Annotated in this window: 9 protein-coding genes; all 9 read left to right on the forward strand. The window is 55.0% G+C overall.

Translation table 11 applies throughout. The features are described from left to right. Positions 1-744 precede the first annotated feature (744 nt). The gene (locus K239x_RS00960) at positions 745-2,307 is read left to right on the forward strand and encodes an alpha-L-fucosidase (protein ID WP_145415835.1); all 1,563 of its coding nucleotides are present in this window, start codon (positions 745-747) and stop codon (positions 2,305-2,307) included. Between the two features lie 66 nt (positions 2,308-2,373). After that, positions 2,374-4,761 carry a right-handed parallel beta-helix repeat-containing protein gene (locus K239x_RS00965; protein ID WP_145415836.1) on the forward strand — a complete coding sequence of 796 codons (2,388 nt, stop codon included), beginning with the start codon at positions 2,374-2,376 and terminating at the stop codon, positions 4,759-4,761. Positions 4,762-4,798: 37 nt separating this feature from the next. Beyond that, positions 4,799-6,358 carry an alpha-L-fucosidase gene (locus K239x_RS00970; protein ID WP_145415837.1) on the forward strand — a complete coding sequence of 520 codons (1,560 nt, stop codon included), beginning with the start codon at positions 4,799-4,801 and terminating at the stop codon, positions 6,356-6,358. A 72-nt stretch (positions 6,359-6,430) separates the two neighbouring features. Next, a complete protein-coding gene (locus K239x_RS00975) occupies positions 6,431-8,596 on the forward strand; it encodes a right-handed parallel beta-helix repeat-containing protein (protein WP_145415838.1) in 2,166 nt (721 codons plus the stop codon). A gap of 137 nt (positions 8,597-8,733) precedes the next feature. Then, entirely contained in the window at positions 8,734-10,173 is a 1,440-nt protein-coding gene (locus K239x_RS00980; RefSeq protein ID WP_419190125.1) for a glycoside hydrolase family 28 protein, read from the forward strand. Between the two features lie 84 nt (positions 10,174-10,257). Beyond that, positions 10,258-12,933, forward strand: a complete 2,676-nt coding sequence (locus tag K239x_RS00985; protein WP_419189521.1) for a glycoside hydrolase family 95 protein — start codon at positions 10,258-10,260, stop codon at positions 12,931-12,933. Between the two features lie 110 nt (positions 12,934-13,043). Next, positions 13,044-14,081 (forward strand): putative glycoside hydrolase, encoded by a 1,038-nt coding sequence (locus K239x_RS00990; protein WP_419189522.1) that lies wholly within the window; start codon positions 13,044-13,046, stop codon positions 14,079-14,081. A gap of 53 nt (positions 14,082-14,134) precedes the next feature. Beyond that, positions 14,135-15,118 (forward strand): alpha/beta hydrolase fold domain-containing protein, encoded by a 984-nt coding sequence (locus tag K239x_RS00995; protein ID WP_145421997.1) that lies wholly within the window; start codon positions 14,135-14,137, stop codon positions 15,116-15,118. Positions 15,119-15,227: 109 nt separating this feature from the next. After that, complete coding sequence (locus K239x_RS01000; protein ID WP_145415842.1) at positions 15,228-18,410, forward strand: outer membrane protein assembly factor BamB family protein; 3,183 nt, start codon at positions 15,228-15,230, stop codon at positions 18,408-18,410. Positions 18,411-18,492: the final 82 nt, after the last annotated feature.

Below are 18,492 nucleotides of genomic sequence, written 5' to 3' on the forward strand. Positions count from 1 at the left end.
ATTATCGGCAGCCGACTCTGCAATCGCAGATTCGTGGACAATTGCAATTGCTAAAAAGCAAATCGCGATTGACCAGCAAAGTCCAAGGCGACCGAAAATAGGTGTCAACAAATTCATTTCGCGTTTTTCAAATGGATGGTTTCTTCGATGGCATTCTTGGCCACGCTCCTGCCTCCGTCACTCGCACTGATCGGTGAACGCGAGTCGGCCCAGCGAACGTACCCTAGCTACTAAGATAACGTTGTCACTGTGCTCCAGGAACCTGCGAATAACGCCCTTGGCTCGCCATTCGATATGCTTCTAGCCTGTCGCAAAACGTGAGACAGCTGAACCTCGCTCCAACGGCGACAGCAATAAAAGGTCCATCCGGGAACTCTGTGGGTCGGTTAAAATTCTCCGAGAAGGAGAACCCGAATGCACGAAACAGAATTCTATCAGCGGCTCCTTGGCTTGCAGGCTCCTTGGACTGTCGCTGACGTGAAGCTTGATCTCGAAGCCGGCCAAGTGGACATCCATGTCGAGCACACCGAAGGCACGAAGTTTTGCTGCCCAAAGTGTGTTTCACGATCTTGCGTGTTACGACCACGTTACTCTACGTCACGACGCTGCAAAGACTAGGTGTCGAAACGGAAACCTTCGCCGACAGCACCGGCACCATTGCTGAAGTTTGACGATGATGAATTCGCCGATCTGCCGGGCAATGACGCTTGAACAAATATGAAACTGTAAAGCAAGGCATTGAATATGAGTTATAGAGAGATCCTCCGTGACGTTCTCCTGTCAACGGGGTTGATAGTGAGTGTGGCGACGAGTGTGTGTGCTCAGGAGGGGAAGACGACCGCACCGACGAACAAAAACAAAATCGTTCAGCTTGATCCTGATGGCGTGACAGCGATCATTGCTTCAAGTGGAACATTGTCCAGCAATGCGAAGCGTCACTTTAGAAGTGGTAATGTGGTGCACGGGTTTGAGTCTCCGCAGGATACGGTGACCTGGACGATCGATGTTCCCAAAGAAGATGATTACGTGGTCGATGTACTATTTAGCAAGCGGGAGCAGACGCAACTGGAAGTGAGTTCGGGGGACTCTGTTCTGACCGCCCCGTCCATGATTAGGACTTGGGAGTATCGCCCTTTTTTCTGGCGTCAGGAACTACCGGGCACCTTGCATTTGAAGGCCGGTGTGAACCAGATCACCCTACGCCTGCCTGATGCAAAGCCTGCAACGGCGTCCGCAGGAAATAACGCCAACAAGTCCACGCGATTCGGCCAAGGAGTGACCGAGGATTTCAACCTGTTTTCCATCGAGTTGGGAACAGCCGCTGCGCGTCGGGGGCAAGTGGAACGCGCCGAAGCGATTCGGGGCGATGCCTCGTGGATGGCCGATGGGAAGTACGGCATCTTCGTCCACTGGTCGTCACAAAGCCGTGGATTCAGCATCGATGAAAAGAGAGTCGATTGGTTCCAGAAATCAGTGGAGATGTTCGATGTCAAGGTTTTTGCGGATGCCATTGAACGCACCGGTGCCGCGTGGATCACCTTTACCGCGACGCACCAGGGATTCTATTGGCCCGGACCCAACGCAGCGATCGACAAGGTTGCGCCGGGACGTACCGCCCAGCGCGACTTGCTGGGTGAAATCATTGATGAACTGGACCAGCGAGGCATTCGCACGTTGTTCTATCTGCATACCGGCTACAACGGTTACGACCCCAAGGTGTGGCGGGAGGCGTTAGGCGCCAACGATGCAGACACCAAACGCTTCAGCGACAATATCGAGGCGATTCTTCGCGAATGCAGCCTACGCTATGGCGAGAAGCTGATGGGATTCGGCTACATGGATGGCGCGCTGGCATGGGACTATCCCCTCAGGCCATCCTGGGAAGGCTGGGCCCGCGCGATCAAGGCGGGCAATCCCAAGGCCGTGGTGGGGCTCAGTTCGAACCGGGGCCCGACGGTCAGCCCGTTCAGCGAATTGGCCGTCACCGATGGTGGCAGTGAATTGCACGAGATCGATCCCCAGCTCATCGGGCCCGGTAAGCAATTGGGAGATGTCTCTCCGGCATGGTGGTGCCTGATGGACCAGGGCGGTTGGTTCCAAAATCGACCGATGAACGCCCGGTATAGCGGTGGCCCGGTTCATTCGACGCAGAAGTATGTTGACTTCTTCAAACGCATGGCAGAGGCCAAGGTTCCCGTGACCATCAACCTGATCATGACCGCCGATGTTACCGATGACCATCCGATCTTTAACCCCGAATGCATGGCGGTCATGGAAGAAGTCCGCAAGGCCATTCGTGGGAAATAGACGATGACGCTTAACCGACTCGAAACCCATATGCAATTACCGTCGTAGCTTGTGACTAGAAACACCATGAAGGATACAAAGATGACGAAGCAGACCTTAACTCTTTTCTTTTACGCGATGTCCGGGCTGATGTTGTCCGCAACCCATGCGGCGGATATCTATGTAGCACCGGGTGGTTCGGATGCCAGTGGAGGCACCTCCGACCAGCCGTTGGCCTCTCTTGCCGCTGCGCAAAAAATGGCCCGCAAGGCAGCCGGTGCAGAAGCGGTTACCGTGCATGTTGCTGACGGAATTTACTACCTGCCGGAGACCCTGGTCTTTGCGCCGCAAGACTCGGGCACTGAAATCAATCCTGTCGTTTACAAGGCGGTCAACGAGGGCAGTGCGGTGCTGAGCGGCGGGTCCAAATTGGAACTCAACTGGCAACCTTATGAGAACGGAATCTTTCAGGCGAAGACTCCGGCCGGGCTTGATGTCGACCAGCTGTTTATCAACGGCAAAAACCAACGCATGGCACGCTACCCGAATTTTGATGCCTCGAAAAAGACCGAGGCCTATCAAGGCTTTGCAGCTGATGCTTTTTCCAAAGAGCGTGCCGCCAACTGGGCTGATCCGACGGGTGGTTATATCCACGCCATGCACTCCAAACGCTGGGGCGGATATCACTATCTGATCACCGGTAAGGACGCCAAGGGAGAGGTGACCTATGAGGGCGGATGGCAGAACAACCGTCAGATGGGAATGCACAAGGATTTCCGCATGGTGGAGAATGTGTTCGAGGAACTTGATGCTCCCGGAGAGTGGTTTCATAACGCGAAAACATCAACGCTTTACTACATGCCGGAGTCTGGCGCAGACCTGCCGAACGCCGCCGTGGAAGTGGTCCGTCTTCGTCATCTGATTGAGTTTCGCGGTTCAGAAAGTAAACCTGTCAAACACATCACTCTGCAGGGGTTTGTTGTCCGCCATGCGGCGCGTACTTTCATGGACACTAGGGAACCGATGGTGCGCAGCGACTGGGCGATCTATCGCGGCGGCGCGTACTTCCTGACCGGCACGCAGCACATTCAGATCCTGGACACAGAATTCGATCAAGTCGGCGGCAACGCGGTTTTTGTCAACCACTACAATCGCCATACGTTGGTAAAGGGCTGCCACATCCACGATGCGGGTGCCAGCGGTGTTTGTTTCGTCGGCGATCCGGACGCGGCGCGTGACCCGTTGTTTGAATACCGTGAAAAGAATGACCTGACAAAAATTGACCGTACGCCCGGTCCGAAAACGGATAACTATCCAAGCCGTTCAGCGGTCGAGGACTGTCTGATCCACGGCATCGGCCGCGTTGAGCGTCAGCCGGCCGGAGTGATGATGGATATGGCTTCCGAAATCACGGTGCGTGACTGTTCTGTGTATGACTGCGCACGCGCGGGGATAAATATCGGCGATGGTGCTTGGGGCGGCCATTTGATCGAGCGCTGCGATGTGTTTGACACGGTGCTCGAAACTCACGACCACGGATCTTTCAACTCTTGGGGACGGGACCGCTTCTGGCACTCAGACCGAGGCATCTCGCAGGCAGAGATCGACAAGGATCCAAAACTTCCGTTCCTAGATGCCGTCAAAACCACGACCATTCGAGACAGTCGCTGGCGCTGCGATCATGGTTGGGACATTGACCTCGATGACGGGTCCAGCAACTACGACATCTACAACAATCTCTTGCTCAGCGGTGGTCTGAAGTTTCGCGAAGGCTTCCGCCGTCGTGCGTGGAACAACATTGCGGTCAACAACACCTTTCATCCCCATGTTTGGTATGCCAACAGCAATGATGAAGTGTATGCCAATATTTTCATGGACACCTACAAAGGCGTCCGCACACCTACAAAGACGGCCTTTGGAAAACGGATCGGTGGCAATTTGATTTTCGGCGGCAACCTGACGAAAACATCCGGATGGGACGAGGGTTCGATTGTGGCCGACCCAGTGTTTGTCGGTCCGGCCAATGGTGACTTTCGCGTCAAGGAAGGATCACCGGCACTGAAGCTCGGTTTTAAGAACTTTCCGATGGATCAATTCGGAGTCAAAAAGCCTTCGCTGAAAGCAATTGCTCGCACGCCCGTGATACCAACTCTGGAGGTTGCCAGTGGCGGTGTAGGTGTAGCATCCGCTCGGACAATGACATGGTTGGGCGCTACCTTGAGTGATTTGTCGGGTGAAGAATTTTCGGCCTTCGGTGTGAGCAAGGACGAAGGAGGCGTCGCTGTCATGAAGGTTATGAAACGCTCGGAGGCAGCGACAGCCGGTCTTCAAAAAGGCGACTTGATTCAGGGAGTGAATGGCCACGCGACTGTCGACGTCAAACAGTTCAATCGAGTCGTTCGTCGAGCAGACGGAACTCTAAAACTGAAGGTTGTCCGCAATCAGCAGGAAATTGAAGTGAAGGTATCTCGATAGAAGGCTGGGTTCTTAGGGTTACATCACCGTCAGTATCATGAAAAATCAACACATGGTCCTCTATCGTTTTCTATTTTCGATCAGCTTGTTGGCTTTCCTGCCTGTTGCCGCGTTCGCCCAACATGCCGATGTGCATTCCTACTGGGCACCGAGGACGTGGCAACTCAGGGCGGATGATATCACCACCATCATGGGATTTCTCGCTCAGCTAAGCGGAAACCTTGCTCATGCTGATCGTCCCACCCCGACGGTTGTCAACGATGCGTTCGTCCGCGGGTTTCAAACCGAAAACGATGTCATGACATGGGAAGTGAATGCACCTGATGAAGCGAGCTACTCGGTTTCCCTTCGGTATGCGGGTCGCGAGGAAATTCTTGCGCAATCTACTTTGGAAGTCAGTTCTAGTGGGACAACCATCCGCGAGAAAGTGAATGTGCCGAATTGGGACACGCGGCCTCTGGTGCAGACGCACACGCTGAAAAGGACGCTGCTGCTGAAGACGGGAATCAACAAGATCAGTTTGCGACTGGTGGACTTTCAGGGGACGCAGGATGAACGAGATGCGCTGGACAACATGAAGAACGCGAGAGGGAAGACAGCTCCGTTTTCCCTGTGGTCGATTGAGCTGGTGCGTCCAGAAGCATTGGTTGCCATGAAAGCCCGCGCCAAAGCGATGAAAGCCGATGTGCAATGGATGGTCGATGGAAAGTACGGCTTGTTTGTGCATTTTTCATCGGGCCGATCCAATGGTGGCGAATACCAGCAGCGAGTCGACAGTTTTGACGTGGATGCCTTTGTCGAGAAAGTGGTCGAAATAGGCGCGTCGTGGGTCTGCTTCACCTGTTCGCATGGCGCACATTTCTGGCCGGGGCCCAGCAAGTCCATCGACCAACTCAAACCTGGGTTTACCTGCCAGCGTGATTTGATTCGGGAGCTCATCGATGCGTTAGGGAAACACGATATTCGCCTGATGCTTTACTACAATCCGAACAGTGGCATGCAGGAGCTGTATGGCAACACATACGGCAGTGGTACCGAGCCGGACCCGACCGGTTACTTCAACTTTTTGGAATCCCATTTTCGCGAGGTGAGCCTCCGCTACGGTGAGGATCTCGCAACGACCGCTGGTTATATCGATGACTGCGGCTGGAAACTCTATCAATTGGATCCGCCGTGGGAAAAATTCGCGAAAGCGATCAAGGCAGGCAATCCGAATGCTCCGGTAGGATTCAGCCAGAATTTGTTTGCGAACTTAACTCCGTTCAGTGACTTCGTGGTGTCCGACGGAGCCGGCCGGGAGCCGGAGCATTACGCTGATTTTCTATTTGAAGAGGGCGGCCAATTAGAAGGTCAGACCACGGCCGCATGGTTTTACATGGACGGTTGGAGCGGCGGCGCACGCAATGGCGTGTGGCGGGGAAAACCCAAGTTCTCTGCTGAGAAATACATCGAGATTTTCAAGAAAGCGGATGAAGCCAACATGCCGGTCACCATCAATCTTTCGTCAAGCGCGTACATCACTAGGGATGCACCGTTTTTCAATCCTGCGTGTATCGACATCATGAAAAAGGTGCGTGAGGCAGTGAAAGGCAACTAGAAAACAGGATATAGAGCGACAGACGCTCGCGACGTTAACAAAGTCGATACTTACCAAGGTAAAGAAGAAAACATGAGTCGCTGCACCGTGAAACTACTGGGGCTGTTTGTCGGTGGCCTGCTGGCCGGAAATTCGTCCGCTGCTGAACTAGGGACGGCTGATTTTTATGTTTCGCCGAAAGGTTCCGATGAGTGGTCTGGCACGGTGGCTGAACCCGATGATCGGCGAGCCGATGGACCGTTCGCGTCGCTCTCACGCGCGAGAGATGCGGTGCGCGAATTGAAGAAGCAGAAGACGACGGATATCGTTGTTCTGGTCCGCGCGGGAACCTATCAACTTTCCAACACCGTTGTTTTCGGACTGGGCGATTCGGGAGTCGGAGAGTCGACGATTACCTACGCGGCCTACCCTGGCGAAACGCCCGTGTTCAGCTCTGGACGAGAGATCCAAGGCTGGGAAAAGGTGACCAGCGAGCTTCCAGGTTTGCCTGAGTCAGCGAAGGGGAAGTTGCTGGTCGCGAAAACTGCGGATCGGTTCTTAACGCTCTATGACAATGACGGGATGCTGCCACGCGCGCGGTCGGAGCGTTTTGTTCCGAAGGGTAGCGCTACCGAGTTGCGTTTTCCAGAGGGACGATTGAAGAACTGGCCGAATGTGAAGGACGTGGAGATCCTGGTTCGTCCGACTCGGCTCTGGACCATGAACGTCCTGCCGTTGGCGTCGGTGGACGAAGACACCGGGATTGCTCGCACTGCCATTCCAGCGACCTACGGAATGAACAAAATCGGCTGCTGGGTTGAGAACGTGCTGGAGGAGTTGGACGAGCCAGGCGAATGGGCGCTCAACACAAGAGAAGGCAAGATTTACCTTTGGCCACGTAATACCGATCGCGAAGGCGACTCACCTGTGATGGCTCCACAGTTGATCGAATTCATTCGGATCGAGGGCACGATCGACAAGAAGGGCCCCAAAGACATTCCCGTACGCAACCTTTGCTTTCGCGGCCTGACGTTCCAGCATGGCGACCGCTATACGCTGACCAGCGACGATGCCGGCCTTCAGCACGACTGGGACATGTTCGACAAAGACAACGCACTCGTTCGTCTTCGTGGTGCAGAGAACTGTGCCATCGAGCAATGCCATTTTCTTCACAGTGGAAGCGGCGCGATCCGCGTGGATCTGCATGGGCAGCACAATAGAATCACCGGCAACCATATCCACCACATGGGCGGCGGTGGCGTTCTGCTTTGCGGTTATGGTCCCGGCACCAAGGACGTGAACAAGAACAACCTTGTTTACAACAACGACATTCATCATGTGGGCGAAATCTACTGGCAGTCACCCGGGATCTTCCTTTCGCAGAGCGGAGAGAACCGCATTGCGAACAATTTAATCCATCACACCAACTATACGGGGCTGATCGTTTCGGGAATTGTGCACCGCTTTATCACGAAGGGCGACAAACGCGAATCGGAGCGCACTGTCCGATGGCATGAACTTGGCGACCTGCCGAAGAACCCGGAGCCAGACGACGTTCGCCCGTTTCTGCACACCCGCAACAACCTGGTTGAGCACAACGAGATTCACCATGCGATGCAAATCCTTGGTGACGGCAATGGTATCTACGTTCGCGGCGCTGGCCCAGGCAATGTGATTCGCCGAAACTATATCCATCATCTGGTTTCGGAGATCCACGGGCAAAGCGCGATCCGGACAGACGGCGGACAAGAGGATACGCTGATCGCCGAAAATTTGATCTACAAATGCAAGTCGCAGGGCGTGACGTTGAAGCTGAACAACCGCTTTGAAAACAATATTGTCGCCGATGTCATCGTACCGCGCGGAATTTACCTGAAGATCGTCGAAGGCCCGATGAAGGGCGCGAGCAACAAGCGGAACATTTTTTATTCGTCGCTGGCGGATTGCACATTCATCTCGGAGCCAGGAGGCGGAAAAGGAAAGGTGGGCGAAGATCGTAGAGGCCGCGTCCCCGCACGGATGAAAGACATCGATTCAGACGACAATATTTACTTTTGCAAAGCGGACTCGAGTCTCGGTGAAAAGACGCTGGAAAAACTCCAACGTGACGGCGTCGACGGGAGAAGCCTCGCGGTCGATCCGATGTTCGTCGATCCCGAGAATGGTGACTTTAGTTTCAAGCCAGATTCACCGGCATTGAAACTAGGGTTCGTTCCGATTGATTTGTCCGAAATCGGATTGCGTACCGACGAAGAGTAGCGAACAGTCGGGTTTCGCTCCCCGAAAATAGCGTGTTGAGTAACTTGTGCAGAGCAAGATGCGACGATGGAAGAGACCCAAAAACACATCTTTAGAAAAGGCACGACACGATGAAACTGATTGTCACACACAAGTTGATGCTGGTGTTTGTACTCGCAAGCTTGTCTTCGATGGCATCTGGCGAGATTGCGAAGCCGGATGTCTATAACATCAAAACCTATGGTGCCATCGGTGACGGCGTGGCCATGGAAACGGAAGCGGTGCAAAAGACCATCGATGCCTGCCATAATGCGGGTGGCGGTGTTGTTCGGGTGCCTGCTGGTGATTTTCAAATTGGAACGATCATCTTAAAGAGCAATGTCACCCTGTCGCTCGATTACGGGGCCAGCTTGCTCGGAAGCACCAATGCGGATGACTACCCAACTGAAAACCTCAGAAAACCTCGAGAGGGCGCGGCCCATTGCTTGATCTACGCTGCAAGCGCAAACAACATCACCATCGAAGGGCTCGGCGTGATCGATGGCAGGGGAACGCACGAGAATTTTCCTCGGAACAGAAAGGGCGGGAGAAACTCAGGCATCCGGCCACGTTTGATGCGGATGGAGCATTGTGGAGATCTCACCTTTTCGGGCGTCACCTACAAGCGTCCAGCCTTCTGGGGATTGCACTTAATCGACTGCAAAGTGATTCACTTCAATGCAGTGACCCTGCGCTTTCGTAACAACAATTACAACAATGATGGACTGGATCTGGACGGATGCGAGAATGTGCTGATTGAGAACTGTGATCTCAGCACAGGAGACGACGCGATCTGCTTGAAAAGCTCCTTGAACCCTTGCAAGAACATTGTCGTCCGTGGGTGCAGGGCGGACAGCAATACGGCTGCGGTCAAATTTGGCTCGTCCTCCCGAGGCGGATTCATCGATGTCAGCATCACGAACTGCTACTTTCATGATTGCCCGATGGGGGCCATTAAACTGCAGTCGGTGGATGGTGGGCGTCTCGAGAATATCACGATCTCCAGAATCGTCATGGAAAACGTCGGCAACCCAATCTTTATGCGATTGGGAAATCGCGGCAGTTCTTTCGGCGAGCGGTCCGAACGAGGCCAGAGGGAGGACGATTCTTCTAAGGATGCATATACCGGCACATTGAAAAACGTGCGCATCAGCGATTTGGTCGCCGAGGTGACGATCGAAGACCGCGAGAAAACGCTGGAGGCCGTCTACAAAAATCTCAAGCTAGACACCACTCCCGGTGTGACCGACAAGGAAAAAGGAAGAGCCGGGCCGATCATGATCACAGGTATCCCCGGTCACTTGATCGAAAACGTTGTCTTGGAGAACATCAAGATTTCCTATCCCGGTCACGGCACCCAGGAAGACGCGCAGCGGGTGGTGGCGGAGGACGAGAGTCGGTATCCGGAACAGTTTTTCTTTGGCGTACTACCTGCCTGGGGTGCTTACATTCGTCATGCCAAGAACATCGAATTCAAGAACGTCGAATTGACACTTCGCGGTGACGACGCACGCCAGAAGGTTGTCTTGGATGATGTGCAAGGATTCGTTGAACACTAACCAGTAGAGTTGCTCCTTACGCTGGCAACTTCCCATGAGAAATGCAAATTAACAGCAACGGAAATTATGTTTGTACGCAATTTGATGACAAAAGTCTTAGCCGTGACCACTCTGGCCTGGACGGGGATGTATCTCGTTCCGGAGGCTTCGGCTGAGGAGCAGGGCTCTGGTTTGATCGCAGACGGGGCGGGCAAGGCTCTGCGGCTTTGGTATGACGAGCCTGCACCCGACAGCGATGCCGGCTGGGTCAACCGTTCGATCCCGATGGGCAACGGTTACATGGGTGTCAACGTGTTCGGTGGCACAACGAGCGAGCGCATCCAGATCACCGAGAACAGCCTGTACGATTGGGCGGCAAAAAATAGTGGATTCAAACGCCGCGGCGTGAATAACTTCGCCGAGGTCTACATTGATTTTGGCCACAACAACACCAGCAACTACGAACGGGAGTTGAACCTGAACGAAGGGGGCTCTTATGTGAAGTACAAGGAGAAGGATGTGGAGTACTCGAGGGAGTATTTCACCAGCTACCCCGACAAGGTCATGGCGATCCGGCTGAAGGCGTCGAAGGCAGGGGCCTTGTCGTTCACGCTGCGTCCAACCATCCCATTCCTGGGAGATTCCAAATCCGGTTCCGTCGCGGCGGATAGCGACACGGTCACGCTGTCCGGTGTCATGAGTTACTTCAATATTAAGTTTGAGGGTCAGTTCAAGGTCATCCCCACAGGTGGCAGGATGAACGCATTAAGCAGTGAAGGCACCATCGCTGTTTCGGATGCCGACAGCGCGGTGATTCTGATTGCGGTCGGAACCAACTACCAGTTCGACCCCAAAGTGTTTCTGACTACGAAGGCAGCCGACAAGCTCGCAGATTTCCCCGATCCCCACGCCAAGGTGACCGGCTATCTGGCCGACGCGGCGGCGAAGTCCTATGAGGCGTTGCGGGCAAACCACCAAGCCGACTACACCGAACTTTACGACCGAGTAAGCATGGATCTCGGCGCCACGGCACCGGCGATTCCCACCGACGAGTTGGTGGATACCTACCCTGATGGCGAATCAAGCCGTTACCTCGAAGAGCTCGCGTTCCAGTTCGGACGCTACATGTTGATCTGCTCCTCCAGAGCCGGCACACTTCCGCCCCACTTGCAGGGAATCTGGAACGTCTACGCGCGGCCGCCATGGTCCTCGCAGTACCTGCATGACACGAATGTACAGATGGCCTACGCGCCGGCCTTCAGCGCCAACTTGCCTGAGATGTTCGAGTCCTATGCGGGCTTCTTTAAGGTCTTCGTCCATCGGCAGCGGTTGCACGCCACGGAGTACATCAGAAAATACAACCCCTCGCAGCTCGACACGAGTGGAGACAACGGCTGGTCCGGCCCCTTCTGGGCCAACCCGTATGATGTTCCCGGAAAAACCCCCATTGCTGGATTCGGCACAGGGGGCTGGATTTCTCAAATGTTCTGGGACTACTACGACTACACACGCGACGAGACCCTGTTAGCCGAAACCGTCTATCCCGTGATGTATGAACAGGCCAACTTCGTTTCCCGGTTTGTTCAGGAAATCGATGGCGCGTTATTGGCTAAGCCCTCCTCATCCCCAGAACAATACCTGGAAGGAAAAAAGAAGCGCGAGACCATCGGCACCACCTTCGACCAGCAGATGTTCTACGAAAACCATCACAACACACTGACGGCCGCCAAAATCCTCGGCCGCAACGATGACCGATTGGAGCTGTACGAAAAGCAGCTCCCGTTCCTGGACCCGATCCATGTCGGAAAGTCGGGGCAAATTAAGGAATTCCGTCAGGAACAATTTTATGGCGACGCCGGCAGTACCATCGACCCTCACCACCGACACACGTCCATGCTGCTTGGATCGTATCCGGGCCAGTTGATCAACGACTCAACCCCGGCTTGGCTCGATGCCGTCAAAAAAACCCTGACCCTGCGCACGCGCAGCTCCAACATTGGCTGGGCGCGCGCCGAGCGGATCGCCTTTTGGGCTCGTGTGCATGACGGCGATGAAGCGTATCTCTTCTATCGGGATTTGCTGGAAGGAAACTACCTGCACAACCTGTTCAACGACCACCGCGGCGGCCCGCTGTTCCAGGCTGACGCAAACTACGGCGCCACCGCCGGAGTCGTGGAATTGCTCTTGCAGAGCCAGGATTACGTCGTGTCCCCGCTGCCCGCATTGCCCGCCGTCTGGTCCGACGGTAGCTACCGCGGCCTACTGACGCGAGGTAACTTTGAGGTTTCCGCACAGTGGTCCAGCGGACAGGCGACCCGCCTGGAAGTGTTGTCCAAGGTGGGCGGAATGTTGGAGCTCAGGTACCCCAACATCGCCAAAGCCGTCATCAAAACTGCGGACGGCAACACGGTAGACTTCTCAGCCAAGGGCACAGACCAGATCAGCGTCGAAACCACGAAGGGCCAGGCCTATGTAGTCTCCGACATCCCGGCCTATACCCCTGTCGCCGCCCCATTGAACTTGAAAATCGACAAAGACGGCAAAAGTCAGGTCGAGCTGTCCTGGACCGGCAGCGCGGATGCTGCGTCGTACAACTTGTACCGCGCGGTAGGCAACGCACCGGACTATGAAATGATCGCCTCAGATATCGCAGGCACCCATTTTGTCTACAAAGCCGCCGACCTGAAAAAGATTGGCCAGATGACGCTTAAGGTCATCGCAGTTCGGGCCGATGGGCGCGAGAGCGACGAGGGTGCCACGGTGATCCGGCTGTTGCCGTAACTAGTAGTAACAGCAATCATTGACTCATGGACTACTTAACCTTGATGAAAACACAAAACGACATAACGCGAACTGAAAAGGGGAAACTGCTGTTACGGACAGCAGCATTCTTGGCTTTTCTCATCCCCGCAACCCTCCATGCGCAGCCGGCCGGTCCGGGCGACTGGTCCAAAGTGCGTCTGTTCGGTCACGCCTTTCGGAATGACGACTATACGCCCGAACAATACGATTTCATCCGGGACCATTTCGCGATCTTTACGATCGAGAAGCGGCATGCAAAGAATGTTTACGGCGCAACCAGCACTGAAAAAGCAGCAGCGGAAACGGCAAAGAAACTGTTGAAGAACAACCCGGATATGCGCGTGCTGCTCTACTGGAGTACCAACACGGCATACAGTCAGTTCTATACCACCGTCCGGGATACTGTTGCACAGCATCCGGACTGGGTGGAGGAGGTCCGGAAAGGAACCGTACGCTGGACGTATCCCGACGATGCCGCGCGCAACTGGTGGTCCAGTACGTCCGACCAGTTGGTCAAAGACAGTGCCTTAAACGGAGTTTTCGGCGACGGCGCCCCGGGAGCCAACGCTCGCGGCCAATTGGAAAGTGTCGAGAGCTGCCTAGAACGATTGTCCAGTTTTGTCATCTATAATGGCTACCGCGTCCAAACCTCCAGCAGATACGTAGCCGGGGCGAGCACACTCGCTCACGCTGACGGCGTCTTCTGCGAAGCCTTCTTTCGATCCTCAGTGAAAACCGCTGATGAAGGCGTGAAGCTGATGGAGGAGTTGTTAGCCATTCCGCCGAACAAATACATTCTTTGTCGCGGAGCTGGGGACGGTGCGTTTGGTTCCACCCACGACTTTTCACTTGCCTGCTACTTGATCATCGCCAACGACTACTCCTTCTACAGCTGGGGCGGTGCCGAGAACTCCTATGCCGCCGACGACTCTCTCATTTACTGGTCCGACGACTTTGATCAAAAGATCGGCAGCCCGTTGGGTAAGGCCACCAAAGACGGCTACGCCCATCACCGGGATTTTGAGCACTGCAGCGTCGATGTCAACTTGAAAACAAAAGCTTCGTCCATCATTTGGAAACCCGTGGACAGAAAAATTACTCCGTCAAAAGACGAAACGAAAGAATGAAATCGCAATTGATGAACGGCACCGTAGAACCAGACACTTATGGATACAACAGAATGAGAATTCACACGATCGCTGCCATCATGATTGCACTTGCAGCAACCAGCGGCATAACAGCCCAAGAAACAAAGCGTCAGCGCAACGCTTCGCGTGCTGCCAAGGGAGCCAAATACCTGGAGACTGGCGGAGAGCGCAAGCTGGAAGTTGTCTACAAAAACATCTCGGGACGAGACCTAAAGCTGGACCTGTATTACCCGACGGCCAAGCGCACCGAGAAATGTCCGGTGATTGTCTTTACTCACGGCGGAGGATGGGCAGCAGGTAATCGGTACAAGGCTGCCAGTGGATCTTTTGCGACTGTTTTTGAACAGTTGATCAAGGAGGGTTTCGCGGTAGCGCCCGTGACGTACCGACTCGCGAAGAAGGACCGCAATGTAGCGATGCGTGATTGCGTCATCGATTGCAAAGACGCCATTCGCTACTTGGCGAAGAACAGTGAAGCGTTTGAGATTGATCCCATGCGTGTTTTTGTGATGGGAGATTCTGCAGGCGGCCATATCGCACAGATGCTCCTGCTGGCATCGCCCGAACAATTGCCGGGAGATCCAACGCTTGCCAAAGCCCCTTACCGAATGGTTGCCGGCGTCTCTTGGTATGGCCCGTGTGATTTTGAAAAAATGGAACTGTTCAACCACGATGACAGTGCAAATTTCAAGGATCGGTTTGCCGCCCGCATTCTCGGCTCCGATTCAGGGCCGACCGAAAAATTGGCACGTTACCGGGAAGTCAGTCCGATCAACTACCTGAGTAAAGACAGTCCGCCACTGCTGATGATTCAGGGTGATAAAGATACGACGATTCCGGTCAAGCATGCTCACTACATGAAGCAGAAAGCAGTCAAAATTGCCGCACCCGTTGAGATCATGATTGTCAAAAACTCGGGCCACAACTGGCGAAAGGTCGATGCGGAAATCGATCCCTCGCGGGAAACAATTGTCCAGCGCACGGTGCAGTTTTTTGTCGACCCTCTCAATAAGTAAGGAAATCTCCCGTAGTTAGGCTACGGAAGAATCACAGATAACACCACGAAACTGTCTTGCTAGGCAAGTACATCTGCGGCGAACAAGTTGAATAATCAGAATCACAAAAATGAATGAAACCCTAATGCAATCGAAGCATCATCAGTCACTCGTTGGATTGTTCGTCGGAGTCGTCGCAATCGCCGGTTTGTTGACAAACGAGGTGCACGCGCAATCGGAATTCATTGAACAGTTTAAATTCAGTGGCGGAATCGTCATCGCGATTGATTTCGATGACGGAGAGTCGATCGCGGAATTGGCGACCGAGGGACCGTTCGTCATTCACGGGCTCTTGCGTGATGAGGCACGCGTCGTGGCGGCACGCCAGGCGATTCGGCAGGCAGGTGTTTACGGGAAGGTTGCATGTGACCTCTACAACGGGCGGGACCTGCCCTACGTGGATGGTTTGGTGAATCTGGTGCTGTGCAAAGAATCGTGCGAGGTGCCCGAAGCGGAATTGATTCGCGTACTCGTTCCCGGCGGGCGTCTAATCGTGGAAGGGCCGAACGGCTGGAAGAAGCGAGCGAAGCCGGTTCCCGACGGCATGGACGAATGGAATCAGTTCCTCCATGGTGCGGACAACAATGGCGTTTCGCGGGATGATGTTGGGCCTCCCCAACGACTCCGCTGGCACGACACGCCGGAGTACGGTCGATCGAAGGCGCTTTCCCCGTCCTTGACCAACATGGTCTCTGCCGATGGAGTGTTGCTGACGATTGAGGACCGGGCGACGACAGAAGATGTCAACGCTCCAGTCGACTACCAGCTAGTGGCGCGCGACGGATTCAACGGCATCGAACTGTGGAAGCGTTCGATGAAGCAATGGAGCAAGTGGCAGACTGGCAGCATCAAATCGATCCCGACGCAGCAGCAGCGTTGCCTGGCCGCGGTCGGCAGAACGGTCTATGTCTGCTCGGGATTCGGTGATCCCGTCACGGCTTATGCGATTCGCACCGGTGCCAAAAGGAAGGTGTATAAACACACGAAACGGGCTACGGAATTCGTCGTCGATGGAAAAAATCTCTATGTGATCAAGGGAACGCCCTACAGGCTTCCCAAAGCGGCGGCAACGGATGATCGTGCTGAACTTTGCGCTGTTAATTTGAAAGACGGCGCCGTTCTCTGGAGTCGCGTTTTTGCAGACGAGCGAGCTACGGACAATAGCGCTGCGGACGAGTACGCTGCAGACGAGTATACGGGGGGCACGTTCGCCGTGAAAGGAACTCGAGTGATCTATCACAGCACCAGAGGGTTGACCTGTCTCGACAGCGTAAGCGGAGAAGCGCTATGGACGGAATCGCTTCCGATCAAGGCCGTGCCACCTGCGACGAAAGAGGGTGGGCGCGCCCTCCGACGGGGAAAGAAGCCAAGCAAATCTGCGCTGTTTTCCTCGAACATCCATCCGACGATCGTACTGACCGAAAACACGGTTTTGTGCGCCATTCATGACACCATGACGGCGAAGAGTCTTGCCGACGGCAAAACGCTCTGGTCGGCGCCGGCCGGTAAAAACTACATGAAGAGCACTGAGATCTTCTTCGCAGGTGGATTGGTGTGGAGCCGCGAACTACAGGGACACGATCCCAAAACCGGCAAAGTCGTCCGCACGTTGGCGCAGGAGATGACCGGTCCGATGTCGCACGACCGCTGCTACCGCAATCGCATCACGCATCGGTACTATCTCAATAGCGCCTCGGGCGGCAGCGACTTCGTGAAACTGGATGGAACGGCGGAGTCCCCGAATCCTTGGGCTCGTTCGACCTGCGGACTGGCCGTGATGCCCGCCAATGGCATGCTCTACAACGGCCCCTATGTTTGTCAGTGTGCCATTGGCACCATGGCCACGGGCGTGAACGGTTTCTACAACGGCAGCGGCAATACCGACCGTCGCTTCACGGTCACGATCGAGCCGCGCCTAGTGAAGGGGCCCGCGTTTGGAAAAGGCGACGGTCCTGTCGCCTCGGCGGACGACTGGCCTACGTACCGCTATTCCAAAATGCGCAGCGGGATCGCATCAGGGCGTACTTCGGAACAGCTTACCGCCAAATGGAAGGTCGATGTCGGTTCGCGCCCCACCGCGCCGGTCGTCGCTGGCGACAGTGTGTTTGTTGCCGATCGCGACGGCTACACGCTCTATTCATTGAATCGCGAAGACGGCAGTACTCGCTGGGAGTTTATCGCCGACGGACGCATCGACAGCCCGCCAACTTACTATCAGGGCAAAATCCTGGTCGGCAGTCGCGGCGGATCGGTCTACTGCCTGCGGGCATCCGACGGCAAGTTGGTGTGGAAGTTCAACGGCATGCCCCAGCGGCAGTTGATCTGTGATACGGGTCGCCTCGAATCCGCCTGGCCAGTGCATGGCAGCATCATGATGTTTGATGACACGGCTTACTTCGCCGCCGGACGAAGCACATTCCTGGACGGTGGTATTGCCGTGTTTGGACTCGACCCGGTCACCGGCGAGACGAAGCACAGCAGAATCATGCACGGACCCTACGAAGATGAGACTCAGAGTTTTCCCATTCAAGCGAGCGGACAGTTCCAGCTGGAAGGATGCAAAGGCGACATTTTCTCTTGCGCGGGCAACGAGCTGTTCATGCGGAACCAGGCCTTCCAGCCCGATCTCGTACCGATCATGCCTAAAAAGGTCAAGTCGTTGCACCTGATGGCTTCTCCCGGTTTTCTGAATGAATCGCCACAACATCGCACTTACTGGACGGTTGATCGTGATCTTCGCTACGGCGGCGCGATGGGCAAGTTTGGCGCCGGTCCAGCGGGAGACACGATCGCCTTCGATGGCAAACTGTTCTATGAGATTCGCGGTTACGCGCCGGGTCGCAATCTGCCAGGCCGAGGACGGGACCTCGACCAGTTGGAACTCTACAACGTCTATTCGGGAAGCTACGGCGGCACCAGCGACAAAGAGGAAAAGTCCATCCCCGCGATGGGCAAGTGGCAGCGGCGGTGGACGACGCCGACGCCCTTTGCCGGGCACGCGATCGTCGCTGCCGAGAACACCGTGATGGCAGCGGGTGTCCCGATGCTGAAAGGCTATTCCAAGGAAGACACCAATGCCTCCTACGCTGGCGAGAAAGGCGGTATCGCCTGGCTGCTCGACGCGAGCGATGGTCACCAGTTGCAGGAACTGCGTTTCGATTCGGCACCCGTCTGGGACGGCATCGCGATCGCCCACGGGAGTTATTTCGTCTGTCTGAAAGACGGATCGGTCCTGTGCTTTTCGGCCAAATAGTCAAATCGCGATTGAGAGAAACACGACGATCAAGCTGACTACTGGACAGTGAATCTTTGACACTTCTCGGCAGGTCGCTGTC

Origin of the sequence: Stieleria marina (assembly GCA_007741555.1) — a bacterium.
Lineage (GTDB): Bacteria > Planctomycetota > Planctomycetia > Pirellulales > Pirellulaceae > K23-9.